At 57.3% G+C, this 26,804-nt stretch carries 24 protein-coding genes and 1 other RNA gene; 5 read left to right on the plus strand and 20 right to left on the minus strand.

The annotated features are described in order from the left end of the window. The 9 genes from JRJ26_11445 to JRJ26_11485 all read right to left on the minus strand — a co-directional run. Positions 1-702: 4Fe-4S binding protein (locus tag JRJ26_11445; GenBank protein ID MBW2058099.1), on the minus strand; the 702-nt coding region annotated here is incomplete at its 3' end. A gap of 39 nt (positions 703-741) precedes the next feature. Further along, positions 742-1,503: an HD domain-containing protein gene (locus JRJ26_11450; GenBank protein ID MBW2058100.1), complete on the minus strand. Its 762-nt coding sequence runs from the start codon at positions 1,501-1,503 to the stop codon at positions 742-744. A 306-nt stretch (positions 1,504-1,809) separates the two neighbouring features. Further along, the gene (smpB, locus tag JRJ26_11455; GenBank protein ID MBW2058101.1) at positions 1,810-2,262 is read right to left on the minus strand and encodes an SsrA-binding protein SmpB; all 453 of its coding nucleotides are present in this window, start codon (positions 2,260-2,262) and stop codon (positions 1,810-1,812) included. A gap of 5 nt (positions 2,263-2,267) precedes the next feature. Continuing rightward, positions 2,268-3,647, minus strand: coding sequence for a sigma-54-dependent Fis family transcriptional regulator (locus JRJ26_11460; protein MBW2058102.1), 1,380 nt, complete (start codon positions 3,645-3,647; stop codon positions 2,268-2,270). A 16-nt stretch (positions 3,648-3,663) separates the two neighbouring features. Further along, positions 3,664-5,898: a PAS domain S-box protein gene (locus JRJ26_11465; protein MBW2058103.1), complete on the minus strand. Its 2,235-nt coding sequence runs from the start codon at positions 5,896-5,898 to the stop codon at positions 3,664-3,666. Next, complete coding sequence (locus JRJ26_11470) at positions 5,895-6,497, minus strand: DUF4390 domain-containing protein (GenBank protein MBW2058104.1); 603 nt, start codon at positions 6,495-6,497, stop codon at positions 5,895-5,897. The genes JRJ26_11465 and JRJ26_11470 overlap by 4 nt, the downstream gene beginning before the upstream one ends. Positions 6,498-6,632: 135 nt before the next feature. Then, positions 6,633-7,562, minus strand: a complete 930-nt coding sequence (locus JRJ26_11475; GenBank protein MBW2058105.1) for a UDP-3-O-acyl-N-acetylglucosamine deacetylase — start codon at positions 7,560-7,562, stop codon at positions 6,633-6,635. 261 nt (positions 7,563-7,823) lie between these two features. Then, positions 7,824-8,212: RNase P RNA component class A (gene rnpB / locus JRJ26_11480), an RNA gene on the minus strand. A 50-nt stretch (positions 8,213-8,262) separates the two neighbouring features. Next, positions 8,263-9,006, minus strand: coding sequence for a DUF481 domain-containing protein (locus JRJ26_11485; GenBank protein ID MBW2058106.1), 744 nt, complete (start codon positions 9,004-9,006; stop codon positions 8,263-8,265). 214 nt (positions 9,007-9,220) lie between these two features. Here JRJ26_11485 and JRJ26_11490 point away from each other — a divergent pair, with 214 nt between their 5' ends. Beyond that, positions 9,221-9,832 (plus strand): YihA family ribosome biogenesis GTP-binding protein, encoded by a 612-nt coding sequence (locus tag JRJ26_11490; GenBank protein ID MBW2058107.1) that lies wholly within the window; start codon positions 9,221-9,223, stop codon positions 9,830-9,832. Here JRJ26_11490 and JRJ26_11495 read toward each other — a convergent pair. The 11 genes from JRJ26_11495 to JRJ26_11545 all read right to left on the minus strand — a co-directional run bounded on the left by JRJ26_11495 (position 9,829) and on the right by JRJ26_11545 (position 22,649). Continuing rightward, a complete protein-coding gene (locus JRJ26_11495) occupies positions 9,829-10,560 on the minus strand; it encodes a UDP-2,3-diacylglucosamine diphosphatase (protein ID MBW2058108.1) in 732 nt (243 codons plus the stop codon). The genes JRJ26_11490 and JRJ26_11495 overlap by 4 nt on opposite strands. After that, positions 10,560-11,858 (minus strand): UDP-glucose/GDP-mannose dehydrogenase family protein, encoded by a 1,299-nt coding sequence (locus tag JRJ26_11500; protein ID MBW2058109.1) that lies wholly within the window; start codon positions 11,856-11,858, stop codon positions 10,560-10,562. The genes JRJ26_11495 and JRJ26_11500 overlap by 1 nt, the downstream gene beginning before the upstream one ends. Before the next feature lie 62 nt (positions 11,859-11,920). After that, positions 11,921-12,928: a dTDP-glucose 4,6-dehydratase gene (rfbB, locus tag JRJ26_11505; GenBank protein MBW2058110.1), complete on the minus strand. Its 1,008-nt coding sequence runs from the start codon at positions 12,926-12,928 to the stop codon at positions 11,921-11,923. A 102-nt stretch (positions 12,929-13,030) separates the two neighbouring features. After that, positions 13,031-13,486: a dTDP-4-dehydrorhamnose 3,5-epimerase family protein gene (locus JRJ26_11510; GenBank protein MBW2058111.1), complete on the minus strand. Its 456-nt coding sequence runs from the start codon at positions 13,484-13,486 to the stop codon at positions 13,031-13,033. 87 nt (positions 13,487-13,573) lie between these two features. Continuing rightward, positions 13,574-14,302: an NTP transferase domain-containing protein gene (locus tag JRJ26_11515; protein ID MBW2058112.1), complete on the minus strand. Its 729-nt coding sequence runs from the start codon at positions 14,300-14,302 to the stop codon at positions 13,574-13,576. Between the two features lie 49 nt (positions 14,303-14,351). Then, positions 14,352-16,472 carry an LPS-assembly protein LptD gene (locus JRJ26_11520; protein ID MBW2058113.1) on the minus strand — a complete coding sequence of 707 codons (2,121 nt, stop codon included), beginning with the start codon at positions 16,470-16,472 and terminating at the stop codon, positions 14,352-14,354. Between the two features lie 46 nt (positions 16,473-16,518). After that, positions 16,519-17,802 (minus strand): bifunctional folylpolyglutamate synthase/dihydrofolate synthase, encoded by a 1,284-nt coding sequence (locus tag JRJ26_11525; GenBank protein ID MBW2058114.1) that lies wholly within the window; start codon positions 17,800-17,802, stop codon positions 16,519-16,521. A gap of 18 nt (positions 17,803-17,820) precedes the next feature. Further along, on the minus strand, positions 17,821-18,630 hold the full coding sequence (locus tag JRJ26_11530) for an EF2563 family selenium-dependent molybdenum hydroxylase system protein (protein ID MBW2058115.1): 810 nt from the start codon (positions 18,628-18,630) through the stop codon (positions 17,821-17,823). A 46-nt stretch (positions 18,631-18,676) separates the two neighbouring features. Then, positions 18,677-19,702: a molybdopterin-binding protein gene (locus tag JRJ26_11535; GenBank protein MBW2058116.1), complete on the minus strand. Its 1,026-nt coding sequence runs from the start codon at positions 19,700-19,702 to the stop codon at positions 18,677-18,679. Beyond that, entirely contained in the window at positions 19,683-20,315 is a 633-nt protein-coding gene (locus JRJ26_11540; protein MBW2058117.1) for a nucleotidyltransferase family protein, read from the minus strand. The genes JRJ26_11535 and JRJ26_11540 overlap by 20 nt, the downstream gene beginning before the upstream one ends. A 138-nt stretch (positions 20,316-20,453) precedes the next feature. After that, positions 20,454-22,649, minus strand: a complete 2,196-nt coding sequence (locus JRJ26_11545) for an ATP-dependent RecD-like DNA helicase (GenBank protein ID MBW2058118.1) — start codon at positions 22,647-22,649, stop codon at positions 20,454-20,456. A gap of 445 nt (positions 22,650-23,094) precedes the next feature. Between JRJ26_11545 and JRJ26_11550 the strand changes: the two genes are divergently transcribed. The 4 genes from JRJ26_11550 to JRJ26_11565 all read left to right on the plus strand — a co-directional run bounded on the left by JRJ26_11550 (position 23,095) and on the right by JRJ26_11565 (position 26,610). After that, positions 23,095-23,850 carry a TPM domain-containing protein gene (locus JRJ26_11550; protein ID MBW2058119.1) on the plus strand — a complete coding sequence of 252 codons (756 nt, stop codon included), beginning with the start codon at positions 23,095-23,097 and terminating at the stop codon, positions 23,848-23,850. Between the two features lie 143 nt (positions 23,851-23,993). Continuing rightward, entirely contained in the window at positions 23,994-24,737 is a 744-nt protein-coding gene (locus tag JRJ26_11555) for a hypothetical protein (GenBank protein MBW2058120.1), read from the plus strand. 3 nt (positions 24,738-24,740) lie between these two features. Then, positions 24,741-25,304 carry a LemA family protein gene (locus JRJ26_11560; GenBank protein MBW2058121.1) on the plus strand — a complete coding sequence of 188 codons (564 nt, stop codon included), beginning with the start codon at positions 24,741-24,743 and terminating at the stop codon, positions 25,302-25,304. 13 nt (positions 25,305-25,317) lie between these two features. Then, positions 25,318-26,610: an IMP cyclohydrolase gene (locus tag JRJ26_11565; GenBank protein MBW2058122.1), complete on the plus strand. Its 1,293-nt coding sequence runs from the start codon at positions 25,318-25,320 to the stop codon at positions 26,608-26,610. The last annotated feature ends 194 nt before the right edge of the window (positions 26,611-26,804 follow it).

Here is a 26,804-nt window from a genome sequence, read left to right on the forward strand (position 1 = left end):
CACCTGTTCCATAGGGATCTCCTTGCCGGCCAGATCCATAGCTTTTCTTATGATCAGTGGCAGACCCCGGCAGCATGGCACCTCCATCACGGCGACCGTAATGGCTTTGATCTCTGCCCTGTCGAAGATCTCTGCAAACTTCTCCACATAGGCGTCCGTCTCGTCGAACTTCGGGCACCCGAGCATCACGGCCCTCCCCTTGAGAAGGTGGCGGTGGAGATGGGGATAGGCCACTGGTGTGCAATCCGCCAGCACCAGCAGCCGAGCCCCTCTCAGAAACGGCGCTGTTGCCGGAACAAGCCGGATCTGCACCGGCCAGTGGGACAGCGCGGATCCGGTCTCACCGTGGTCCATGGGTTCCTCGGCCTCCTCGCCAGGTCTTGAACGAAGACCACCATGGATCTGCCCCGAGAAACAGGGGAAGCATGGCCTCTCCAGGGCCCGCTTCGGGCTCTCACTCGTCTTCAGATACTCTTCCACAGCCTCTTCGTCAAAATCCTCTGCCACCCGCTCGATGACCCTCAGGGCACCGAGGGGACATTCTCCGATACACGCTCCAAGACCGTCGCAGTACTTCTCAGCCACCAGCCTGGCCTTTCCGTCGACGACCTGGATCGCACCCTCGGCACAGGAGGGCACACACTGGCCGCACCCGTCACATCTCTCCTCATCGATTTCGATGATCCTCCGAATCCCTCTCATGAGTTTCTCCTCTCCCTCACAATGGAGGCCGGGCAAGCATCACCCACCGCGGGGCTCCTCCTTCTCCTTCACCCCGTTCAAGAAAACCTGCCTTGCCATCCGGCGGCCGGTCTCTGTCAAGAAAGAACTCTCCGCGTACATGGCAAGCTTCTCCCGCGTCCCGGGGGTTTTCTTCTGTTCCTCCTCAAGGCGGGCGATCAGATCCGCATCGTGGACGATCCTGAAATTCACCGTCTCCCCGGCTCCGGGCCTCTTGAGGCGGCCGACGATGCGGCACACCTCATCGATCAAGTCATCCCTGGCTCCGAGCCGGGCGAGAATCTCACGGGCCTGCACGGCTCCTCCACTCCATCCGGAGTCGGATCCCCTGCCCTTGTCTTCCACTTCGGGCTCACCGACTCCCACCTCGTGGAGATAGGCCGCAGACAGGACGACCGCCGGGTCACCTCCCTCTTGGCTCACCATCCTCTCGGCGTGAGTGGCCACCCTGATTGCGTGGCCGATCCTCTTGAAATCCCGTTTGAAATAGCGCTTCATCTCAAAGGCGACCCTGTCTTTCAAGAGGTCCTCTCTTTTTGCCAGAAGCTCGGGCGGCAGTTCTCCGAGGCACTCCTCGGCGAACCTGCAATAGGCAGCACAACCGAAATCCATCTTGGGATTGACGACCCTGCTGCCGCAGTTCCTGCATCTCCTGGTGGTTTCGTCTTTGAAAAACTCCACGTTGTGGCCGCAGTTGGGGCACTTCACCTCGAAAATGGCCCCCGGCTTCCAGTAGCGGGTATCCTGTCCCGGGCACTTCATAGACCACCCCTTTCCCCCGCCCTCAAGGAGGAGTTGCATAGTAATTTCCGGGACCCAACGGCCCCTCGATATACAGCATAACCCGGTGGTGAGAAATCCGCTTTGACTTGCGTCAAGAGAGGAAAAAGCGGGCCAAGGTACCCTTCATCATGTCATGGGCAAGGGGCCATCCCCTCTTCCAGGAAGGACCTCCTCAGGCATCGGCCATCTGTTCGGGTTCACAGAGGAGCCCCGCATCCACGGCCCCGCGGCCTAAACCACAGATCTCACGCTCCGGCGACCTGGTGGGGAGAAGCCTCCAGAATCTTACACCTTGATCTTCACTCCCCGATAGCTCCTCTCCACCTCACGCTCCATGGTCTTCTGCTTCAAGAGTTCCCTCTTGTCGTACGCCCGTTTCCCCTTTCCCAGTCCGATCTCGACCTTGACCTTGCCGTTCTTGAAGTACATTTTCGTGGGAATCAACGAGTACCCCTTCTCCCTCGACTTTCCATAGAGTCTCCTGATCTCCCTTTTGTGCATCAGCAGTTTTCGGGGGCGATCCGGATCGTGGTTGAACCGATTCCCGTGGGTGTAAGGGCTGATGTGGGCGTCGACCAGGTATATCTCCCCGTCCTTGACCTTCGCGTAGCTGTCCTTGAGGCTGACCTTACCCTGTCTCAGGGATTTCACCTCAGTACCGGTGAGGACGATCCCCGCTTCATAGGTCTCATCTATGTAGAAGTCGAACCGGGCCCTCTTGTTCTTGCTGATGATCATCTCACTCAATGGGCCCCTCCTTGCCGCTCCACCTGGATACCGAGTTGCCGGATCTTCCTGTGGAGATTTCTCCGGGCGATTCCGATCTGTTCGGCCGTCTTGGCCACGTTACCCTCGTTCTGGGCCAGCCGCTTCAGGATGAAGTCCCTCTCGAACCTCATGGTGGCTTCCCTCAGGCTCTCCCGGCCCGCAGGGACCTCTCCCGTCTCAGGTGCATGTCTTCCCCTCCTTATAGGCTCGGGAAGGTCCTCGACCTCGATCGTTTTCCCGGGGGCCATAATCACCAGCCTCTCGATGAGATTCTTCAGCTCCCGGACGTTTCCAGGCCAGTTGTGTTCCCTCAGGAGATGGAGAGCATCGGGCGATATCTCCCTCTTCTCCTTGCCGCTCCGAACCGAGAATACCTGCAAAAAGTAGTCGGTGAACACGGGGATGTCGTCCTTTCGTTCTCTCAGTGCCGGGACGTGGATGGGGATCACATTGAGCCGGTAGTAGAGATCCTCCCTGAACCTGCCCCACCGGATCTCCTCCTCGAGGTCCCTGTTGGTCGCCGCGATGACCCTCACGTCTACATCGATGGTCCTTTCCCCTCCAACCCGCTCAAACTTCTGTTCCTGAAGAATCCTCAAGATCTTCGACTGGGTGGTGAGGCTCATATCGGCTATCTCATCCAGGAAGAGGGTTCCCTTGTCCGCCAGATCGAACTTCCCCTTTTTCCGAGAGGTGGCCCCGGTAAAGGCCCCCTTTTCGTGCCCGAAAAGCTCGCTCTCGATCAGCTGCTCCGGGATGGCCGCGCAGTTGACCCCGACAAAGGGCTTGAGCCTTCGCCGGCTTTCACGATGAATAGCCCGGGCCACCAGCTCCTTGCCCACCCCGTTCTCTCCCGTAATCAAGACCCAACTGTCGGTGGGAGCGACCTTTGCAATGCGCTCTCTCACCTCCTGGATTACCGGGCTGCTCCCTATTATCTCGTACTGCTCGTCGATCTCCTGCCGGAGCAGGAGATTCTCCTCTGCCAGGCGTCTGAAATCGAGGGCGTGACTGATGGCAAGGATCACCTTGTCGGCGGAAAGGGGCTTCTCGATGAAGTCGAAGGCCCCCAACTTGGTGGCTTTCACGGCCGTTTCGATGGTTCCATGGCCGGAAATCATGATCACCTGAATCTCCGGGTACCGGGTCTTTATCCGGTTCAGGATCTCGATCCCGTCTATTCCCGGCATCCAGATATCGAGGAGAACGACCTCGGGTGTCTCCTGCTTGACGATCTGAAGGGCCCTGGTTCCGTTTTCAGCCTTCAAGACCGAAAACCCCTCGTCCATCAGCACTCCGCTCAGGGAGTTACGGATACTCTCCTCGTCGTCCACGACCAGAACCGTTACACCCACTGTTCCCCCTGAATCCCTATCCTCTCACGGGCAGTTCTATGATGAACCTGGTCCCCCTGGGCTCGTTGTCTCTCACCCTGATGTAGCCGTTGTGATCGGCGATGATGGAGCTCACAATAGCGAGGCCAAGCCCTGTTCCGCCGGCTTTGGTGGAAAAGTAGGGTTCAAAAAGCCTGGTCTTTGCTTCCTCAGGGATCCCCGCACCGTTGTCACTCACCGATATACTCACCATCTTGAGGTCTCTGTCGTAGTCTGTCTTCACCTTGATCTCTCCGCCGTTGTCAATAGCCGCCACGGCGTTCTCAAAGAGATTGATCATGACCCGTCTCATTTGATCCCTGTCCAGATCGAGCATGGGAATATCCTCGCCGCTGTCGAATCCGAAACGGATGTCCTTGTGCACTTCCTGGTACCACACCAGGGCTTCCCGCACGATGCTGTTCAGATCACTCGGTACCGGGTTGGCCGCAGGCATCCGCGCGAAGTTGGAGAACTCGTTCACCATGTTCTTCAACCCGTCCGCTTCCCTGATGATCGTCTCCGTACACTCATCAAAGACATCAATGTCGTCCTGCAAACGTTCCCTGTAACGCCTCCTTATCCGCTCGGCCGACAGCTGGATAGGGGTGAGGGGGTTCTTGATCTCATGGGCTATCCGCCGAGCCACCTCTCTCCATGCCGCCATCCGCTGCGCCTTGATGAGTTGGGTCATGTCGTCGAATACCGCCACCACTCCCATGTTCCTGCCCTCTTCATCGCGCAGGGGAGTCAAGTGGACCAGGAGTGTAAGAGTCCTCCCCTGGATACTGATATTGATTTGCTTCTCGATCGTTTCGTTCCGCGAACCTCTCACCTCCCTGATCAGGCCTCTGACGGTCCGCAAATACTCCGGCCCCAGTATTTCACGGTAATGCCGCCCCAAAACCCGCTCACTCGTGATTCCGAGCATCTCCTCCGCCGACTTGTTCATGGTGCTCACACGGCCGCTCTTGTCCAGAGAGACGACCCCTGTGGCGATCTTCTGCAGGACGATCTCCATATACTTCTTTCTCTGGAAGAGTTCGACATTCGTCCTCTCCAGATCGACTGTCTTCCGCTCGACCTCGGCCTTACTGAGCCTCATGTCGCTTGTCATCCTGTTGAAGGCCTCGACAAGAGTTCCCATCTCGTCGGTACTTTCCAGGCTGATATGAAAATCGAGGTCTCCTTGAGCCACCCTCTCTGTCGCCTCAGCCAGTTGCTGGATCGGTACGGTGATCCCCTTTGCGAGGTAAAATCCGACCCACGTGGCCAGAAAGATAACCAGCAGTGTCACCATGAGCATATACATGAGGTAGTTCATCTTGATGGTCTGCTTGTACATCTTGGAATGAGTATAGTCCACATAGGCCTGTGAAATCTTTGCCATCTTGGCCATGAGATTCTCAGGCAGATAGTAGCTCGCTCCCAGGGCGCCGAGAACAACCTTCGGGTTCTTCTTGTCCCGGATAGGGGCAAGAGTACGGATAAGCTCCCCCTGCTCCAGGGCCTGCGTCTTGGACACCTCCTTGCCGCCAAGGCATTCCTTCAGGATCTCGGCCGGAGCCGGAGGTATCGGATTTCCCGGGATCTCTTTGTCCGTGACACAGGCAAGCACCGTCATGTCAGGAGAAAAGACCTCAACGACCCCCAGGTTGTATTCCGAGCGTTTTGCTTCGAGCAGCTCTACCAATGAGTCATTCTTGGATGGATCCATCAGCCCCTGCTCTGACACCCGCTCCGCCAGGGCAACGGCATGAAAGACGCTGTTTCTTGCAAAGTCCCGATAATACGTCTGTGCCACCTCGAGGGATCCTTCCAGGGACTTCTCAACCTGGATGCTGAACCATTTTTCCACGGCGCTGGTTATCAGTCCCACTGCAACAAAGAAAAGGACAAAAGCCGTCACGAGGGAAAAACCGAGAAAGGCGGCCACCAGTTTGGTTCTCAGTTTTGAGCCGAGAATCCTCCTCTTGCGCTCGAAGACGAGCTTGACGAGGTTGCGGATAATCAAGAAGAGCATGAGGAGGAGGAGAATGACGTTGAGATTGATCAGGCTCAAATACAGGATGTTCCTCCCCGTAGAGAGCCTCCCCTTCACCTGTGGCAGATGCCACTCGAACACGAACAGCACGGCCAGAATCAACGCGGTAATGCCTATTATGAGAACCTCGTTTCTCCTCTTTCGGCTTTCGTGCCGCTCTTCCCTCGTGCTCTGAAGAGTCTCTCTCATTCGCCCTTGTCTCCCCGTTCAGGTACTACAAACACTCCGACCCTGAATTTCTGGACCAGCCAGTCTGTCTGGGTCTTCCGGGACGAAGCGAGAAAGAAGAGATTCCCCAGGCGGAACGGGAGCTTTACGGGCTCAAGCCTGGCCTTGACACTGATATAGTAGATCACCCCTTCCCTGAGCTGCTCCTGGGGCATCACTCTAAGGTTCTCCACCTGCGTCACTCTCCGTTTCAGCTCCCCGAAGTCTTCGAACACAACCGTGGGCTCGCCCTCTTTGAAGGTCACCTGGTAGAGTTTCTTGATGTTATCGTAGCGAATAGTACGGATAAGCTTGAAGGCCGCCAGCCGCTTGTCTTTCCAGAAGCTCCTCTTTTGATAGAGCCTGACCGAAAGGGTCAGGGTGGCAGGGATCCCACTCTGGATGATTTCTTCGATCTTAGGGGTGAAGCAGTTTCGTGCGGAGAAACTTACTGCCAGACTCTCCTCGCCCACATGGATGGTCAGATTCTCGATCCTTGCCTTCTCCTTTGCAAGAACCGGAGAGACGGCCGGGCCGCAGGCGAGAAATAGGAGGACGAACCAGGCAAACCGCCTCTTCATGGGACATCTCCCGTTGTCTCGCAGCCGGATAGTTGGAGGGTTAGCTAATACAGCAAATATTAGGGAATTTGGGCAAAAATGGCAAGCCCTGCTGGATCCGGGTGGGATTTCTTCCGGTGAGACTCGGCCGGGGACTCAGGCAGACAGCCTCTCTCGGGATTCCCGGGGAGCCACCTCCACGGCCGGTATGACCTCGCCCCCCTTTCCGGTCGACTCCGCCAGCTCCCAGCATTCCTTCCGCGACAGAAGTTCCCGGAGCAGGTTGTGATTCATGGTATGGCCGGATTTGTAGGCCACCACGTGGCAGACGAGGGGATATCCCAGGAGGGAGAGATCGCCGATAAGGTCCAGAACCTTATGCCGGACAAACTCGTCCGGGAAGCGAAGCCCTTCCTCGTTCAACACTCCGTAATCATCCACAACGATCGCATTCTCCAGCGAACCACCCCGCGCAAATCCTCGCAACCTCAGTTGGGTGACGTCGCTCAAGAAGCCGAAGGTTCTGGCCGGACTGATCTCCACTTCGAAAGCCCGGCCCGGGCAGGATACATGGTAGAACTGCTTGGAAATCAGGGGATGTTCAAAATCGACTGTATAAGAAATCTCAAGATTTCCCCTCGAAGGCCAGAGTTCTATCCATCTGTCACCCCTGGCCATCCTCACCATCTCACGGACGAACACGTACTTCTTGAGCCTATCCTGTTCGACAATGCCGCCTTCTCGAATCAGGGCGACAAACGGGGCGGCACTTCCATCCATGATGGGGACTTCAGGAGCGTCAAGCTCAACCAGGACGTTATCGACATCAAGCCCGGATATGGCTGCGAGCAGATGCTCCACCGTGCCGACAGACACCCCATCCTTCTCCAGACTGGTGGCATACGCAGAGGCTGAAATCGCCGCTGTCTCAGCTTTGATCCTCACCGGCCCGGGCAGGTCTTTCCTCACAAAGACGATACCCGTGTCCGGATCCGCGGGTCTCAACGTCAGGGAAACCTCTCTGCCTGAATGAAGCCCTATTCCAGTACAAGAAACCGCAGTCTTCAACGTTGTCTGATAGGTCATGATCTCCCACTTTTCGCTTTGAGGATTTAGAGGCTTTCTTTTTTCCTTAGGCAATTTGGGTGCCAACCTCGGCCACCTTGGTGAAACTCAAAATACATAACAATTCCAATAAATTACTCCTGACGGCAAGAAAGCGATTCCCGACTGCTCCCGCCCTGAGAGAAGCAGGGGTGTGATAAAAACGTCTCACTGTGACGCAAGAGTCACACCGCCCGTGAAGACACTGGAAGGCGGAAAAGCCCGGTTTGCCCAAAAAAGGACGGTCAGAGCAGGCATGTAAGCCGAATTCTGTCTCCCCCGCGGATTGCTCCGTGGAGGACGATGGTCATTCATCTGGGCCGTCCATCACTGAACGGCTCGAGCGACGCGACCCGGGACATCTGGCGGGCAACCAGTGGTGGGGTCTCCCCCGCCGTCCCTGTTCCGTCTTGCTCCGGGTGGGGTTTACCAAGCTATCCCGGTCTTCCGGGATACTGGTGAGCTCTTAACTCGCCCTTTCACCCTTACCCCTCGCTGGGGCGGTTTCCTTTCTGTGGCACTTTCCATATCCCAGGTACTGGGACTGTTGCCGTTAGCAACCACCCTGCCCTCTGGAGTTCGGACTTTCCTCCCCTCCCGATCGCAGGAGGAGCGACCATCCTGCCTGCTCTGGCCTATAATATTCTATAGAAAAGACTCTCCTCGATCAACCATCCGGGCCTCAGAAGGTTACCACAAGGGCTGCTCCCAGGATCGTATCGGTCTTGTCCAGGGTCGACGGCCTCGGCCTGTTGTTGTACCTTACCTTGTAGGCCACTTTCAGGGAGAGATAGTTACTCAGCGCGGATACGAACGCAGTCTCGGAGACTATCTTGTAGTTGTCACTCTCCTCGAAATCGTAGAGAAATTCCAGGGATTGCGAGAACTTGTTCCTGTCTGTAAACGCGTATTCGTATTTACCAAAGACCCGGCCTTCCACAAAATCCTCACTCGTCTCATCGGTGTAGTCTTCAACCGTGTAATTCAGCCCGGCCTCGCCGAGGAGGAAATGCTTCGGGCCGACGAAAAACCTGTACCCCACACCGGGGCCAAGGGAGTACCTGTTTTGAAAACCCGCAAAGGTGTCTCTCAACCAACGGCCGAGGCCGTAAGCGTAGAAGCGCCCGGAAATGACACGGTCAAAACGGAGATCCGTGTAGTACCTCTCCGCGGTCTTCTCGCCGTCTTCCTCTCCGTAGAGGGCCCCGATCTTCCACGAACCCTTGGATTTCTCCGTAAACTGGTATGACAGGAGATTGTTTCCCGCCAGGGTCGTAACACTCGTATTTCCGCTGGTGCTCACAAACGAGAGATCGGCCTCGTCCTTCCATTTCTTCACAGCCCCAGGGTCTTTGCCGCCTGCGTACCCCTCCCCAGCGGCGGCAGCTACGACCAATAATAGAATCAATGCCTGTATCCTTCTCATCTCGGTCCTCCCCTCATTATCTCGAACAGATTCGTCGAACCTAATCCCCCCATATGAGCAACGGCCCCTCCCTCATGGGACCTGTCTCTTCCACCATCCGGGCTGGTCGCAGGCTGGCCCGAGCGACAGCCCGGGAACTTGGCTTGACCCCGAGGTCGCAGAATACGATAGTATTTTCTGATCCTGCTTTTTCGTTCCGGAGAGAAACATACTCGTGAAAATAAAAGACGCCGTCTTTGTAAAAAGCGCCGCAGCTCCCAGGGACTATCCCCACCACGGACTCCCCGAGGTTGCCTTTGCCGGCCGGTCCAACGTGGGCAAGTCTTCCCTGATCAACCGCCTCGTCCATCGAAGGACCCTGGCCAAGACCAGTTCAGCCCCCGGCAAAACCCGGCTATTGAACTTCTACCTGGTAAATTCAGCCCTTTCCCTGGTCGATCTCCCGGGCTACGGGTATGCGAAGGTCCCGGAGAAGATCCGTAGGAGTTGGGGGCCCATGGTGGAGACCTATTTGGACAGGCGAAAAGAACTCAGGCTGGTAGTGCTCCTTCTCGATGCCAGACACGAACCCTCCAGGCTGGACATCCAACTGGCCGAATGGATGTACAAGCGGCGCATCCCCTTTCTCGCCGTGGCCACAAAACTCGACAAGGTCCCACCCTCAAGACGAATGGCTCATGTCCAAAGGATATCAGCCGGTCTCAGCCAGTACCACTGCCGGATCATTCCGTTTTCGGCCGTGACCGGAGAGGGGAAGACCGCGATCTGGGAACAGATCGCGCGGGCCTGTGAGCCGGCCTCGCAGCAGGACGGACGCTCGCCCTAACCCGGACAGTACTCGATCGCGAAACCCCGGCCCGGACGATATCTGACATAGGAGAAATGATTGACCCAGTCCCCCACGTTGAAGTACTGGGCCTCTCTCCCATCCACCTCGAACATGCATGCCTGGGGCAGATGATTGTGGGCCAGGATGACCACGTCAAACCCTTCCCGGAGTTTCTCCACGGCAAAACGCCGGAAAAGAGCCTCAATCCTTTCAGGATTCTTGTTGCTTCCCTTCCCCCCGCTCACTGAACCGAGCAAGGAAGCCGCCCTCTTACAGATCCGGGGACCCGCCCTTTGGATGAGCCAATAGGTGAAGGGGCTTCTCAAGATACGCCGGAATACACGGTAGAACCTCTCGTCCCCGTTTACCAGATCTCCGTGCGCCATGTAGACCCGCTTTCCATCGAGATCGACCACACAGTGCTCCGGACAGACCTCCGCCTTCAACCTCTCTCTTACATAGCTTCCCAGATTGAAATCGTGGTTCCCCTCCACATATCGGATACGAACCCCGGCCCCGGCCAGCTCCCTGAGTTTGTCGAGGACGGGCCTGTATCCCTCGAAGGCAAAGGGCTCGAAGCCGAACCAGAATTCGAAGAGATCACCCAGTATGACGAGGGTGCCGAGATTTCTCTTCTCTCTTTCCAGAAACCGAACTATCCTCGTCTGCCCATGGAAGTCCCATTCCCGCAGATGGGCGTCTGCCATGAAGACCCAGTCCGCCATTACCTCCCAACCCCGCAGTACAGGAACCCCATCTCCTTCATCTGTGAGGTCTCGTACACGTTCCGGAGGTCCACAAAGATCGGCTGCTTCAGGCTCTTCTTGATCCGCGCCAGGTCGAGGCGCCGGAATTCATTCCATTCCGTCACCAGAACAAGGGCGTCGCAGTCGAGGGCTGTCTGATAAGGATCGGGACAGAACTCCACTTGCTCCAGTACCGACCCGGCAGCCTCCATGGCGGCCGGGTCATAGGTCTTTACGCTGGCGCCCTCCCTCTGGAGCCCCTTGATGATGGCAATGGAGGCAGACTCCCGAATGTCGTCGGTGTTTGGCTTGAAGGAAAGCCCCAGGATTCCGATCGTCTTTCCCTTCAGATCGCCCACCATTGCCTTGATCTTCTCCACCATCTTCTGCCTCTGCCGATCATTCGCCTCGATGACCGCCTGAATGACACCGAGCTTCTCCCCTCTCTGTTCGCCAATCGCCGCCAGGGCTCGGGTATCCTTCGGGAAGCACGAACCCCCGAAGCCGGGCCCGGGATGGAGAAATTTCCGGCCGATCCTGCCGTCGAGCCCCATGGCCCTTGCCACGTGATGGACGTCTGCACCCACCTTCTCACAGAGATTGGCGATCTCATTGATAAATGATATCTTGGTGGCGAGAAATGCGTTGGAAGCGTACTTGATCATCTCCGCCGTCTCGAGGTTGGTGATGACGAAAGGCGTCTCGTTGAGGTAGAGAGCACTATAGATGTCCTGCATGATCGCCACTGCCTGCTCGCTCTCTGCCCCGATGGTCACCCGGTCCGGTCTCATAAAATCCTCTATGGCAGATCCCTCCCTCTGGAATTCCGGGTTCGACACGATATCGAAATGGAACGGCTCCTTGAGATTCGACCGGATGATCTCTTTGACCCACCGGCAGGTTCCTATGGGGACCGTACTTTTCAGGACGATGACCTTGTAGCCGTTCATGTATTTGGAGATCTCCTTGGCCACACTTTCCACATGCCGCAGATCGGACGAACCGTCGTCATTGGGTGGTGTTCCCACAGTGATGAAGACTACAAGGCTGTTGGGAACCGCCTTGTCCAGCTCTGTCGTGAACCTCAATCTCCCCTGCTCCACGTTCTTGCGGATCAGGTCCTCCAGTCCGGGCTCATAGATCGGGATCCGGCCCTGGTTCAGGTTCCGGATCTTTGCCTCGTCGTTGTCGACACAGGTGAGATTCATGCCGAACTCGGCCAGACATGTGCCTGTAACCAACCCCACGTAACCCGTACCGATGACACAGATATTCACCAAAGATCCCTCCTTCTCGAAAAGTCCTCCAGTACTTTAACCTCCCCGTCTGTCCGCCCCTTTCACCGACGGCCGTAGGTGACCTCGTAGTATTTGAGGTATTCCCCTGTCTTTATCTTCTTCCACCAGTCGGAGCGCTCTTGGTACCATCGAACCGTTTCTGCCAGGCCTTTCTCAAAGGGGATCTGAGCGGTCCACCCGAGCTCCCGCTGGAGTTTGGAACAATCCATGGCATACCGGCGGTCATGGCCCGGCCGATCGGCGACAAACCGGATCATATCTTCCGGCCTTTCCATGAGTCGAAGGATCTCCCTGACGATCTCGATGTTGGTCCGTTCGGTAGAGCCCCCGATGTTGTACACCTCTCCGTCTTTTCCCTTCCGGATCACCACATCGATGGCCCGGCAGTGGTCCTCCACATGGATCCAGTCCCTCACGTTGAGCCCGTCTCCATAAACGGGAAGTTCCTTTCCCTCCATGGCGTTCGTGATCATCAGGGGGATGAGCTTCTCCGGGAATTGATAGGGGCCGTAGTTATTGGAACAGCGCGTGATTATCCCGGGAAACCCATAGGTCCGGCAGCAGGCTCTCACCAGGAGGTCCGCCGCCGTCTTGCTCGCCGCATACGGGCTGTTGGGAGACAGACGGCTCTCCTCTGTGAAATGCCCCTTCCCACCCAGAGATCCATAGACCTCATCGGTCGATATCTGGATAAACCTGGCGACCCTTTGACTCCGTGAGGCCTCCAGCAGGACGTGGGTCCCCATGACGTTTGTCTTGACAAAGGCACCGGAGTCCTGTATGGATCGATCCACGTGGGACTCAGCCGCAAAGTTGACCACGCAGTCGACCCCTGAGGAGAGGATCTCCTCCACAAGGGGCCGATCGCAGATGTCACCCCGGATGAATCGATACCTCGATATGGCCGCCACGTCGCTGAGGTTCTCCAGATTGCCGGCATAGGTCAACTTGTCGAGATTGACGACCTCGTCCGATGGGTGCTTCTCCAAGATGTACCGAACAAAATTGCTCCCTATGAAACCGCATCCTCCGGTTACGAGTATCTTCACTGGATCATCCTTTATTGTCCCGACGACTTCCTGTCCGACATTTCGCATTTGTTTCGACTCTTGGCTTTATCATCCTGCTTTGCCTCTTTTACTCATTGCCTGCTACCCGTCCTGCCGGCTCCAGTCGTACGGGATGTCGTTCTCATGGGGATGCACTCTGAATTCGTCTGGGTCCTGGTAGTTGTAGACCTCAGTCGGGATGTTGACGATGATCGCCTCATACTCGCCGATGCACTTCCACCCGTGAAAGACCCGTGGGGGAATCTGAACCAAAGCCGGGGCATGTTCCCCGACAAAGAACTCGTTCACCTCTCCCCGGGTAGGAGAATCTTCCCTGGGATCGTACAGGGCTATCTTGATCATCCCCCGGACCACCGCGACGTTGTCGGTCTGCTTCTTGTGGTAGTGCCAGGCCTTGACGACTCCCGGATAGGTCGTGGTCATGTAGACCTGGCCGAATCCACGAAAAAGGGGGTCGTCAGTCCTGAGGATCTCCATGAGCCGCCCTCGTTCATCCGGTATGACTCGCAGGGATTTGGTAACCACACCTTCAATCATCTCATGCCTCCCCAGTTGCGTCAAAGAGCCCGGCCCCTCGCACCCATCCGGGAAAAGCGCCGGGGAACCCGGCCGGTCACCTCCGGGCTAGACCTTGTTCGCCCCTGTCTCGGCGACCAGCCTGCTCGCCGCAAGGAGGGAGTCGAAGGTACCGGCGTCGGTCCACCAACCGTCCAGAACATCCCAGGTCAGGTTCTTCCGTTCGATATAGACGTTGTTCACGTCGGTAATCTCCAGTTCCCCCCGCTTGGACGGTTTGAGAGTCTTGATAATATCGAAAACCGTGTTGTCGTACATGTAGATCCCGGTGACCGCGTATTTCGACTTTGGATGCTCGGGCTTCTCCTCTATCCGTACCACCCTTTCACCCTCGAAGACGGGGACTCCGAACCTCTGGGGGTCTGGAACCTCCTTCAAGAGGATCTGAGCTCCGTCCTTCTGCCGCTCAAAGGCCGCAACGGCATGGCGAATGTTCTTTTCGATTATGTTGTCCCCGAGGATCACGCATATCTTTTCTCCTGCTGCAAAGAACTCGGCCAACCTCAGTGCGGCGGCGATTCCCCCCTCACCCTCCTGGTAGGTGTAATTGATGTGCCTGAGGCCGAAGTCCTTTCCGTTTCCCAGGAGTTTCAGAAAATCCCCCGCGCTGGCCCCTCCCGTCACTATGAGAATGTCCGTTATGCCCGCATTGATCAGGGTTCTGAGAGGATAGTAGATCATAGGCGAGTCGTAAACCGGAAGTAGGTGCTTGTTGGTGACCTTTGTCAGAGGCAACAGTCGAGTACCCAGACCTCCTGCAAGAATGATACCTTTCATGAGAAGCCTCCCCGCTTGATTTGTCGAACCTTCTCTCCCCGTGGAAGCATCAAAAAAGCCGCCCCACCGCGCCCAGCCCCACAAGAGAGATGAGCAGCCTGTATCTCACCTCTTCCTCCTTGGTTCCGTCGGCGGAAGCGCCTATGTCAAGCACCGAAAAAGTTACATTCCAACACTGGGACCTGTATGTCAAGCCACCTTCGGTCTCCGTCCTCATATTATTGAGAAGATCGTACCTGTAAGAACCAAACAGATCGATCGGCTCCCATAGTCGAACCCTGGAAAAGAGGTTGATCTGCTCCAGTTCGTCCTTGGAGAACTGATATTCCAACCGCATGGAATCGCCTCTCGAATCCGACAGGAGGGCGAGCGTGTTGAAACGGACGATCCGGTCTTCCCACAGACTGTATTGTGCACTGGTCTGCAGGTCGAAGTACGAGCCGGGCGAGAACCAGAGCCTGCCCATTATGTTGGAAAACCGGTCTTCCGGGGAATCGGCCTCGGAGACGAGCGGATCTCCCAGGCTGTAACTCTGGAGCAATTCCAGTTTGAGGAGGCGGCGGATCTCCGAATCAGGGGACCGGTCCTTTCGCGTGTCGACAAAGTTGGTCAAACCATAGGTGATCAGGTTAGTGTATGGGATCTGATCCTTTTCATCGAAATCGGGGAGGTCACCCTGATCGACAGGGGGGACATAGGTATATCTTACAAATGGCCTGATACGGTGTTTTATCTTCTCCATCCCCCACGAACCGGCATCGAACACCCGCGAAATCGTGGTCAAAAGGGTGGCCTCGAATGTGGGAAGGAGGGTTCTCGAGGCAAAGCCCTTCTCCTCTTGTTGATCGTTTTCCGGCCAGTAGAGAGTCTCTCTCAGACCGGCTACCGGAAGAAACTTCAGCCACCCGAACGGCCTGATCGGGAGAGATACCTGGGGGAAGAGGTCGAGACGGCTCACCTTTTCTCCCTCCTCTCTCCAGAAGTAAGTGTAGGAAAGATCTCCACCCACATAGAGGGGTGTATTCCAGAGGGGTTGATCGAAAGCGGCCAGGGTGACCTCGGGAAGCAACTGGAGGGTCCTGCTGTTGTCCTCCACGGCGAGATCGTCGAAATAGGCGAACTCTCCTACCAGATTGTACTCGGGCCACCTGCGCCCTCCGAAGACGTTCGACTTGAGTTGTCGTGTCGTCCGAAAATCGATCGGCGCTCGGGCGATATAGCCCCCGGGGAAATTCTCTTGGAAATCGTAAGGGTAGTCATTGTCACTCACAAGGTTTATGTTTGCCTTCGCATAGAAATCGAGGGGAAGGTGCGGCTGGTCATGACGGAGAAAGAAGGCCCAACGGTTCTCCTCTTTCACCTTGTCGTCCAGGAAGTAGAAGTTGGCCTGACCCTTGGCTTTCTTGGCCAGGGCGTATCTGAACTCGGCTCCCTGCTGAAATCCCCGGTCTCCCAACCAGTCGAAATAGAAGGTGGCATCCTTATCCTGGCTGATGGCCCAGTAAAAGGGCAGGCTGATCCTCGTTCCGAACCGGCTCGAGTATCCGAAGCGGGGAATGAGAAAACCCGTCTGTCTGTTCGTCTCGAGAGGGTACACACCGATGGGCAAATAGAAAACGGGAAGGTTCTTCACCCTGAAAAACGCGTGGCGCCCCACGGCATACCGCTCCAGGGTAACGTCAACTCTCTTTGCCTTGAAACTCCAATCCGGACGCTCACCACCGCACGTGGTAAAGGTCCCGTTGTGGATCCGGTACGTCCTGGGCCCGAGTTTCTCGACCTTTTCCGCGGTGATGTGGAAATTCTCCCGGGTAACCAGCCTGGCCTCTTCAACTACCCCCTTCTGAGTCTTCAGATTGACCCTCATCCTGTCACATCGAAGCACGTCTATGCCGTCGGTCAGCTCGACATGCCCCCTTGCCTCTGCGACCCCCGTATCGGCGAAGAAGTCCACCTCATCCGCCCTGAGCCGCACATCCCCCATTTTGATCTCAACGTCACCCCTGGCCTCGTAAAGATTCTGTTCGCGCCGGTAAATCACCCGGTCAGCCTCGATTCCGATCGCTCCCACCGGAGCTACTACCCGTTCTCCCAGGTTCTCGGCCCAAGACAAAGAGGTGAAGAGAACAGAAAGCAGCACGATCCATATGGAGCAAGGTCTCACCGTCATCTCAGGGCTCTCGGCTCCCTCCACCCCACCCGCCAGGCCTGTCCTATCAGCCTCCCGAAAGGTGGGCCTTTGCCTCTCCAATGGTGTAGAACGAACCTGTCGCGCAGATCAGATCATCACTGCCTGCCATGGAAAGGAGGGCATCGAGCCCTTCGGCCACATCCGGAACGATCTGCCCTTTGGCTCCGGCCGTCTCCAGGGCCTTCATTAGACGCTCCGGCGCTGCGGCTCGATCCTGCCTGGGCTTACATACCACCGTCAAGTCTGAAAGAGGGGCGAGAATCGATACTATCCTTTCGACTTCCTTGTCCTTCATTATCCCGAGAAGGAGATAGCATCGATGGTATGAGAAGTTCCGGGACAAGGCATCGCGCAACGCCACGGCTGCCGCTGGGTTGTGGGCCCCGTCCAGGACCACCCATGGCTTTTCCCGGGCAACCTCAAGCCTGCCGGGCCAATTGACCCGTTCCAATCCACGATAGATCGATTCGCGGGTAATGGAAAGACCGCCTCCTTCCATCCTCTCCAGGGTCGCCAAGGCCAGGGTCGCATTGTCGATCTGATGCTCCCCCAGCAGATTGAGCTTCAACTCTGAGAGTTCCCAGTGTCTACCATGGAAGTGGAATATCCCTGCCCCTACCCTCTCCCCGCGGAAATCCCTTCCCGCCCGATAAAGGGGGGCGTCCTTCTCGCTGCAGATCTCCTCGAGGACGGGGAGAGTCTCCTCCCCTGCCACCCCGGTCACCAGGGGAACACCGGCCTTGATGATGCCACCCTTCTCCCCGGCGATCTCCCTCAGGCTGTTGCCCAAGACCTCCTGATGTTCACGGGAGATGTTTGTGATCACCGCGATCAAGGGGGATACCACATTGGTCGAATCGAGCCTCCCCCCAAGGCCGACCTCTACAACGGCAAGATCGACCTCTGACTCTGCAAAATAGAGAAAGGCCATGGCCGTGGTGAAGTCGAAGAAGGTGAACCGTTCGGGCACCCGGGCCCTTTCGATCTCCCCTTTCATTCTCCAGGTGAGTCGAGCCACCTCGGACTCGCTGATGGGCCGCCCGTCGATCTGGATCCTCTCGGTAAAGGAGAGAACGTGAGGAGAGGTGTAAAGCCCTACCCGATGGCCGTTTTCCCGTAAGACGGAGGCTATTATCGCGGCCGTGGATCCCTTGCCGTTCGTGCCTCCGACATGGACGACCTTAAGGGTCTCATGGGGGTTTCCAAGGGCACGCAGGATGTTCTCGATGTTGGAGAGGCCGAAAACCATGCCGAACCGCTGGAGGCCGTAGAGATACGCCAAGGATTCGACAAAGTCGCTGCTTTCCATAGAACAGGTCAAACTCGCTCAGCGGTTGAATGTGGCAAGAATTCCTTCCAGGACAGACCCGCCGATGGCTCTTGCCTTGTCGGATATCGTAAAGCAGGCCTCTCGCTTGCCCCGCGGGTCCACATCACCTGACTTCATGCCCTTTTCCACACTTGTCCCGTCCCGGAGAATGCCCCGGAGCACGCCTGCAATCCTGGATCGCATGGGAGCACCATCGACCTCGGCCACCGGCTCGTTCTCCTCCACAAGATCCCCGATCTTAATCAGGGCTTCGAATCTGCCGGCCCTCGGAGCTCTGAGAACCCTCTCTGCGGTGTACCCCCCAACATTTCCCGGTATCCCCGTGTCCGCTTCGGCCGATCCCTCCCAGATCAACCGGCCCAGATTGTGGCCCCGGTTGGTTTCTATGACGAGATGGACGTCTTCCCCGCCCACAAACCCCGGGCCCAGACCGATGACCAGCGCGGCATCGGTCATGGCAGTCCCGAGGTTTCTCTTGGCAAGAATCGCATCCACCAGAACGTGGGGTTTGAGAAAACCCTTTACCACCGCCCCTGGATCTACGAGAACCGGGATCTTCCCCCTCTCCCAGGTGGCCCTTACAGCCTCCACGTCGATAACCCGCTTTGCCGTTACCCCTTCCACAGTCTTCTCGCCGTCATGGATGGCTTCACAGAAGGACACCTCCCGGCGAATGGCCAGAGGTTCGGCCGTCTCTGTCATGCAGACAAGGAAATGGGCGCGCCAGAGCCTGTGGGCCACGCCCGTGGCCATCTCTCCGGCACCCCGGACCAGAACAACCAGTTCGTTGAGTCTCGGTGCTTCCATAGATTCTTACCCTCTTCTATCTCCCCTTGTGGATCGGTCCTCCAGGCTAGTTCTTGCCGAAGGGGCAGACCGGATATCTGCAGGGACTGCATGCAAGGCAGAGACCTCCATGCCCGAGGCGGACGATCTCCCTTCGAGTGATCTCGTGACCTGCCAGGATCCGGGGAAAGACCAGGTCAAAAACGGTCGTCTTATGGTAGAAAACGCAGGCCGGAAGTCCGAGCACCGGGACCCGGTCCAGGTGGGCATAGAGAAACATCGATCCCGGCATCACGGGAGATCCATAAACCTCAATACGGGCCCCCGCTCTCTTTATGCCGGCCACGGTGACGTCATCAGGATCCACGGAGAGGCCAGCCGTAACGAGGATAAGATCCGATCCGCTCTCGACCAGTTCCCTTAGAGACCGGGAGATGAAGGCCTCATCGTCAGGAGCGATGATCTTCCTCACCACGACGGACCCGTAGAGGCTTATCTTCTTGCCCACAGACTCGTCGAACCGGTCCTGAATCCTTCCGCGGTAGATCTCACTCCCCGTGACGAGCACACCCACCTTCCTTTCCTGATAAGGAAAAACCGAGACGATTCTCTCCCCCCCGTGTTCGCACAGGGATTCGATGCTGCGGATCTTCCCCTCCTTGATGGTAAGAGGAATGACTCGCGTGGCGGCCACCACCATCCCCTTCCTGCACGGGGTCTTGTCATGGAGGGTCGACAGCGCGATCCCCTGCCGGGAGTTGACCCTTTCCAGGAGCGATACATCGATTGACAAGAGGCCATCGTGTTTTGCCACGAGGCTCATCTTCCCCTCAGAAGGTCCGGTGGCCTCGACACCGGGCCCTGAGAAGGCTCTGGCCAACCTCTCCGCCGCCTCGTTCTCATGGATCTCCCCACTCTTGAGCTCAAGCACGTAGATACTCCCCTTGCCCAGGTTGAGGAACTCGGCAATGTCTTCCTTCCTGATGATATGTCCCTTCCTGAAGCGAGGGCCTTTGAACTCGCCGGGTACGATCTTCGTCACGTCATGGCCGAGAACCATTCCCACCGCATCTTCAACCCTTATCTTTTTCACGGCCTTCCCTCTCAGCCTGTCTCCCCAGGAGCCTGCGGCATTCTTCGTAATCCTCCAGGGAATCAATATCTCTGATCACGGCCGGCGAGTCAACATCAAACTCCAGGAGGTCATCCCTGTGGGCCTCCACCACCTCCCTCCCCCCTATGTCCCCCTCGAGCCGGACAAGGGCCTCCCTGTACCTGGCCAGGTCGAAGATCACGGGATGACCCCGTTTTCCTCTAAACCTCGGGCAGACGATCCCCTTGTCGGACCGCCGGTAAGCCTCGATGAGCCGGTCGACCAGCTCCGGCGTGAGCAGGGGATGGTCGGCAAGGGCGATCAGAACCGCCCCGGTATCCGGACCGATCTGCCGGAGCCCCACCCTGATCGACGTGGCCATGCCTTCATGGAACCTGGGGTTGTGGGCGAGATCGACTTCTCTTCTCTTCAGCCTCTCTCGTATCCTCTCAGACTCAAACCCGGTCACCACCGTGATCCTGTCGAGCCGGCACCTCAGCAGCACATCTACGATCCGTTCCACCAGGGTCTCCCCTTCGAGTTCAAGGAGAAGCTTGTTCGTACCCATTCTTGTCGACCGGCCTGCAGCCAGGACAATAGCGGAAATCCTCATCTCTCCTACCCCGGCTGTCCCGTCGGACAACTCCGGGAAATAGAACCCCCCGTGTTTCTTCCAGTGGGCGGTGGAATCGAGGCTCCCAGGAACACGTTACGTGCCGCCGGAGCCGCGAAGCTGAAAACCCGGGATCGGCTAGAAGAGCCCGGCCGACTCTCCGGGTCCCGCCCTCGCCTTCCCCTCTCTCAGGCGCTCCCTGAGAAGACCGTAGCGCCGCTGAATCCTGTCGTTTTTCACCGCAATGGAGAGGGCCTTCTTTGTCCCTACCAGGACCACCAGTCGCCGGGCACGGGTGATGGCCGTGTACAGCAGGTTTCTCTGGAGCATCACGAAATGCTGGGTGAGGACGGGAAGAACCACGGCAGGATATTCGCTTCCCTGGGATTTGTGGACCGACGTGGCATAGGCCAAAACGATCTCATCCAGATCGGCAAAGGGATAGACGACCGAACGGTTCTCGAACCGAACCGTCATCTCCCTGTTCCGGCGGTCGAGGGAAACGATTCTCCCCACGTCCCCGTTGAACACCTCCCGGTCGTAGTTGTTCCTGATCTGCATGACCTTGTCTCCCAAACGAAAGACGACTCCCCCCCGCTGCAGGGCTTCACCCCCCGGGTTCAAAAGGGCCTGAAGCTCCCGGTTGAGGTTCGAGACACCCAGAAGCCCCCTGTGCATTGGGCTCAGAACCTGGATATCCTTCAGCGGGTGAAACCCGAATCCCCGGGGAATCCTCTCGGAGCAGAGATACTTGATCGTCTCCAGGGCGTCTTCGGGCTCCTCTCTGTCGAGGAAATAGAAATCACTCTGGCCCGATGCCTTGAGATAGGGGAAATCCCCCTTGTTCACCCTGTGGGCGTTCACCACGATGAGGCTCTTTCTTGCCTGGCGAAAGATCTCGGTCAATCGCACCACCTCGACCCGGCCCGAATCGATAATGTCGCGGAGGACACTGCCCGGCCCCACAGATGGGAGCTGGTCCACGTCACCTACCAGAATCAAACGGCCCTCCCGGGGAAGGGCCTGAGCAAGGTGGTGCATCAGGAGGATATCGATCATGGAGGCCTCGTCGATGATGACGAGGCCCGGCGGCAGGGGGTGGGTCTGGTCACGCTGGAACCTTCCCTCTCTCGGACTGTATTCGAGGAGCCGGTGAATCGTTTTTGCCTCCTGACCCGTCGCCTCGGAGAGTCTCTTCGCAGCCCTCCCGGTGGGGGCCCCCAGCATGACCTTAACCCCCAGAGTCTCGTAGACCCGGGAAATGCTCCTCACCACCGTCGTCTTCCCGGTACCGGGCCCCCCCGTGATGACCAGGACCCGGCAGGTGAGGGATTTTTTCAGGGCCTCCCTCTGCCCAGGTGCCAGTCGAATCGCTCCGGTCGATTCGACCTTTGCGACGGCCTCCCCGGGTGAGATCCCGGGAGGCGGCACAGGCCTCGACGCCAGCTCTGCCAGTACCCTTGCGACCCCTGTCTCGGCTACAAAGAGATCGGCGAGATAGACCGGCTGGTCGGGTCTCGTGTCGATCACGATTCTCCCCGATTCCGCCAGTGAATCGAGGGCCCTGTCGAGGATCCCAGGATCAATTCCCAGAATCTCCTGGGCCTTCTGGGTCAAGCCTCCCCTGGGATAAAAGCAGTGTCCCTCTTCCACTAGCTGACCGAGAACATGGAGTATTCCCGCCTCGGCCCGCATGGGGGAGTTGGGATCGATCCCCAGGTTCTGTGCTATCTGGTCTGCTTTGCGAAATCCGATGCCGTAGATATCGGTGGCAAGGCGGTAGGGGTTCTCCTTAACCAGAGAAACGGTCCTTTCACCGTACTGCTTGAAGATCTTTATCGAATAGGTCGAACTCACCCCGTAACTCTGCAGGAAGATCATCACGTCCCTGATCCGCTTCTGTTCCTCCCAGGCACGGATAATCTGCTCGGCTCGAAGAGGACCTATCCCTTCCACCTCGCTGATTCTCTCGGGCCGGTTCTCAATGACATCGAGGGTGTCCGCGCCGAATTCCTCCACCAGACGGTGGGCGAAAACAGGACCGATCCCCTTGATCATTCCCGACCCCAGATACCGTTCAATTCCCTCCAGAGTCGCCGGCACCATGGCAAGATAGCTCTCAACCCTGAACTGGAGGCCGTAACGCTTATCCGAGATCCACTGGCCCCTCAGCCGCACCATCTCTCCGGGACCAACAGCCCCCAGATTCCCCACCGCCGTGGTAAGCCGCATCTTGTCCTTTTCCCTAAGCCTCACCACGGCATACCCGGTTTCGGGGTTTGCATACACGATCCTCTCGACCGTCCCTTCGAGGGTCGTTTCCTCAAGCTCCATAACGCCTCATCCGGCCCGTCGCTGTCTGAGATTAACAAGCAGCGCGGAGAGGGTCAAGGCCCCCTCGCGTGCAGTTTCCCGACTTCTGGAGGAAAACCCTTGTCCTCGAGCGACATTGCCCAAGCGGTTGGGTGCCTGCCGGGAATGAGTGGGAAGGGGATAGGTCGTGTTCGTGGTTCGTGTTCGTGGTTCGTGTTCGTGGTTCGTGTTCGTGTTCGTGGTTCGTGTTCGTGGTTCGTGAGTCGTGTTCGTGGCGAATGGGCAAGAATCCGCCGGTCCCAAACCCCAAATGGGTCACTGCGAGCCCGGGAGGAAGGGGATAAGGGGGTTCCCCTGTCAAACAGGGAAAGCTCAGCGGGCTGTAAGAATCCTTGATCGAAAACCGAGGGAACTCCGCTCACTGGTGTTTGACTTTTTGATTGCAGAAAAGTTAAACTCTATCGCTATGAAGAGAATGATCTCACTCTGGTTGGTGGTTTTCACTTTCCTTGTCGTCTCCGGCCGGGCTGCACCGGGTGTCGAGAAGTTCCCCAAACCTGTAGGGCTCGTCAACGATTTTGCGGGAGTTATTCCTGAAGGTGATAGGCGGAAGATGGAGATCCTGGCCACCGAGGTCCTCCAGAAGACCGGAACGTCGGTCGTGGTGGCCGCCGTACCGACCATCGGCGATTCGGATGCCGCCACCTATGCCAACGAACTATACCAGGCCTGGGGGATCGGGAAAAAAGGGGAGGACAAAGGGGTTCTAATACTCCTGGCGCTCAAGGAACGGAGGGTACGAATCGAGACTGGCTACGGGGTCGAAGGGATCCTTCCCGATGGGCTGGTAGGCGAGATCCTGGACAAATACGTTGTTCCCCTACTCAAGAAGGGCGAGTATGGAAAGGGGCTTTACAACGGCCTTGCCGCAGTGAGCGTGGTGATCGCAAAGGACGCCCATGTCGAGCTGACAGGGGAGGTCAAGATCTATCGGACCTCACCCCGCCGCGCAGGCCGGATCGGCATCTTCCCCCTTATCTTTATCATCCTCATCATACTATCTTTCCTGCGGAGGGGCAGGGGTGGCATCCTCCCGTTGTTGCTGTTGAGCTCCATGGGAGGGAGAGGAGGATTCGGCGGCGGATTCGGAGGGTTTGGCGGGGGATTCGGAGGATTCGGCGGCGGCATGAGCGGAGGAGGGGGAGCGGGGCGAGGCTTCTAGAGTTGGAGGCCCTTTTGAGATTCAGGCATTTGGAATTCATTCTACATTTGGATTTTGACATTTGAAATCGTTCATCATGCCCTAGGAGGAAGCCTAAACGGCGAGGATCGACGTAGCAGCTTCCCGAGGCTGGAGTGAAAAACATGGCGAAAATACCTAAAACACCTGAAGAGATCTTTGACGAGTTCACCCGGGACTACCAGGGGGCCTTTGGGGAGGACCTGATATCGATCATACTTTACGGAAGCGGAGCCAGGGGGGAGTACATCCCCAAGAAATCGGATCTCAACTTCCTTGTCATCCTCACAGAACAGGCAATGGACCGCCTCAGGGAGGCCTTTGGTCTGATAGGGAAGTGGCGGAAGCGACGGGTGAATACTCCCCTTTTCCTCACAGAGGAGTATATCGCTTCTTCCCTGGACTCCTTTCCAGTGGAGTTTTTGAACCTCCGGGAGAGCTATGTCCTCGTTTTCGGCAAGAACGTCCTCGAGGGCCTCTCTTTTGAAAAGAGAAATATCAGGCTCCAGTGCGAGCGAGAGGTCAAGGGGAAACTCCTCCTCCTCCGGCAGGCCTACCTCGATTCAGAGGGGAAAAGAAAAGGACTCGCACAGACCGCCTCTGCCTCTCTCACGGCCTTTCTCTCCCAGTTTAGGGGATTGCTCTTCCTGAAGGACAAGGCGATCCCCAGCCGGAACAGGGATCTCATATCGACCGCCTCAAGGGAAGTCGGGTTCGATGAGAGCCCTTTCCAGGAAATCCTGAGGCTGAAAGAGGGAAAGGCAAAGCTCCCCCCCAGGGGTGAAATGGAGCGGCTCATGGAGCGCTACCTCCGGGCGATCCGGGAACTCTGGAAGAAGGTGGATCAACTTGAAGTCGAGGAGGGCTAAATCATGAAGAGATCCCTGATTGTCATCGGTGTCATCCTGCTGGTTGTCCTGATCTTCTTCCTCTCGGTGAAGAGTACGTACAACCGGCTTGTTGCTCTCGATGAAAACGTAAAGACCGCATGGTCTCAGGTGGAGAACCAGCTCCAGCGCCGCCTCGATTTGATCCCCAACTACGTTGAAACCGTCAAAGGATATGCCAAGCACGAAAAGGAGGTGCTCACAGAGGTGACCGAGGCCCGGGCCAAGGTGGCCGGGGCAAGATCCATTGAGGGTAAGATCGGTGCCAACAACGAACTCAGTTCAGCCCTGGCCCGGCTGCTCGTCGTGGTGGAGCGCTATCCGGATCTTAAGGCCAACCAAAACTTCCTTCGGCTCCAAGACGAGCTGGCGGGGACAGAGAATCGAATCGCCGTGGAGCGGCGCCGTTACAACGAGGCGGTAAGGCGATACAACACGGCCATACGGAGTTTTCCCACCAACATCCTCGCTCGAATGTTCGGTTTCCAGAGGGCAGAACTCTTCAAGGCTCCGGAACAGGCAAAGACACCTCCAAAGGTGACCTTCTAGCAAGGATGAGCAGATGGCAGAGCTGAAACAGATGTACAGGCGGATGGCGGATGACCATTTCCCCGAGGAGATGACCATCACCTTCGGTACCCAACGCCTCCTTTACAGGAAACGAACCTGGAAGATCCCGGATGAAAAGACCGGCAGGCTGGTTGAAAAGGGGCTCCGTTACGGAGAGAACCCGGATCAGGAGGCGGCCCTCTACGAGTTGGTCCACGGCAACCTGGTCCTGGGGGAGTGCGCCTTTGTCGAGCCCGGCCTGGGCCTCGTGAGTTCTCTCACCGAAGACGACATGCTCCAGTTCGGCAAGCACCCTGGAAAAATCAATCTCACGGACATGGACAATGCTCTCAACATCCTGAAGTTTCTCACCGACAGGCCCGCTGCCGCCATAATGAAGCACAACAACCCCAGCGGTGTGGCCTATGGGGACACTCTTGCCGAGGCGTACTCGAGGGCCAACATGGCCGATCGAATCGCCGCCTTCGGTGGATGTGCGGCCTTCAACAGGACACTGGACAGGACAACCGCGGAGATGATCAAAGAGAACTATCTCGAAGTCGTGGTGGCTCCCGAGTTTGAGGACGGGACGGTCGACATCCTAAGGAAAAGAAAGAACCTGAGGATCGTTCGAATCAGGCGGATCGACCGCCTCGAGCAGTTCCGCCAGCTTCCCTTTGTCGATTTCAAGTCTCTCATCGACGGAGGAATCATAGTCCAGCGTTCAGCCCTCAACCGGATCACCCGGCCGGAGGACTTTCTTCCTGCGAAGGCCGCACACCAGGGCAAGGAATACAGGATCGAGCGCCCGCCGACGCCTCAAGAGGCGAGGGACATGCTCTTCGGCTGGAGTGTGGAACAGGGTGTCACCTCCAACTCCGTGATATACGTCAAAGACGGCGTCACCGTGGGAATCGGAACAGGGGAACAGGATAGGGTGGGAGTCGCCGAGATAGCGATTTTCAAGGCATATACCAAATGTGCCGATGCTATCTGTTTCAAGGCCCACGGCGTCCCTTACAAGACCCTGGAGGCCGAGATCGACCGGGGAGACCGCCCCGCCCGGGACAAGGAAGAGATCGATGCCCGGGTTCGAGAGATCCGGGGTGGCCTCAAGGGCTCCGTCATGGTCTCGGATGCCTTTTTCCCCTTCCGGGACGGTGTGGATGTGGCGATCCGGGAAGGGATAACCGGGGTCATCCAGCCGGGCGGGTCGGAAAGGGACTACGAGGTGATCGAGGCCTGCAATGAAGCGACCCCGAAGGTCACCATGGTATTCACTGGCCAGCGAGCCTTCAAACATTAGAAAGACATGTTCATCACCTCTCGATCAAGGGTTCCTGCACCTTGTTTGTGGGCCGTAACCGAAAGAGCGCGGTTCCTTCCTCTGAACGATTTTTCCAACCAATTCCAATCTCGGTTCTGCTCGACCTCCTGATCCCGGCCCCGCGGCCTCGCAGAGTGGGGGCTCGTCCCTTCGCACGACGGGCGGCTCGGCGG

This window comes from Deltaproteobacteria bacterium, assembly GCA_019308905.1.
Lineage (GTDB): Bacteria > Desulfobacterota > BSN033 > WVXP01 > WVXP01 > JAFDHF01.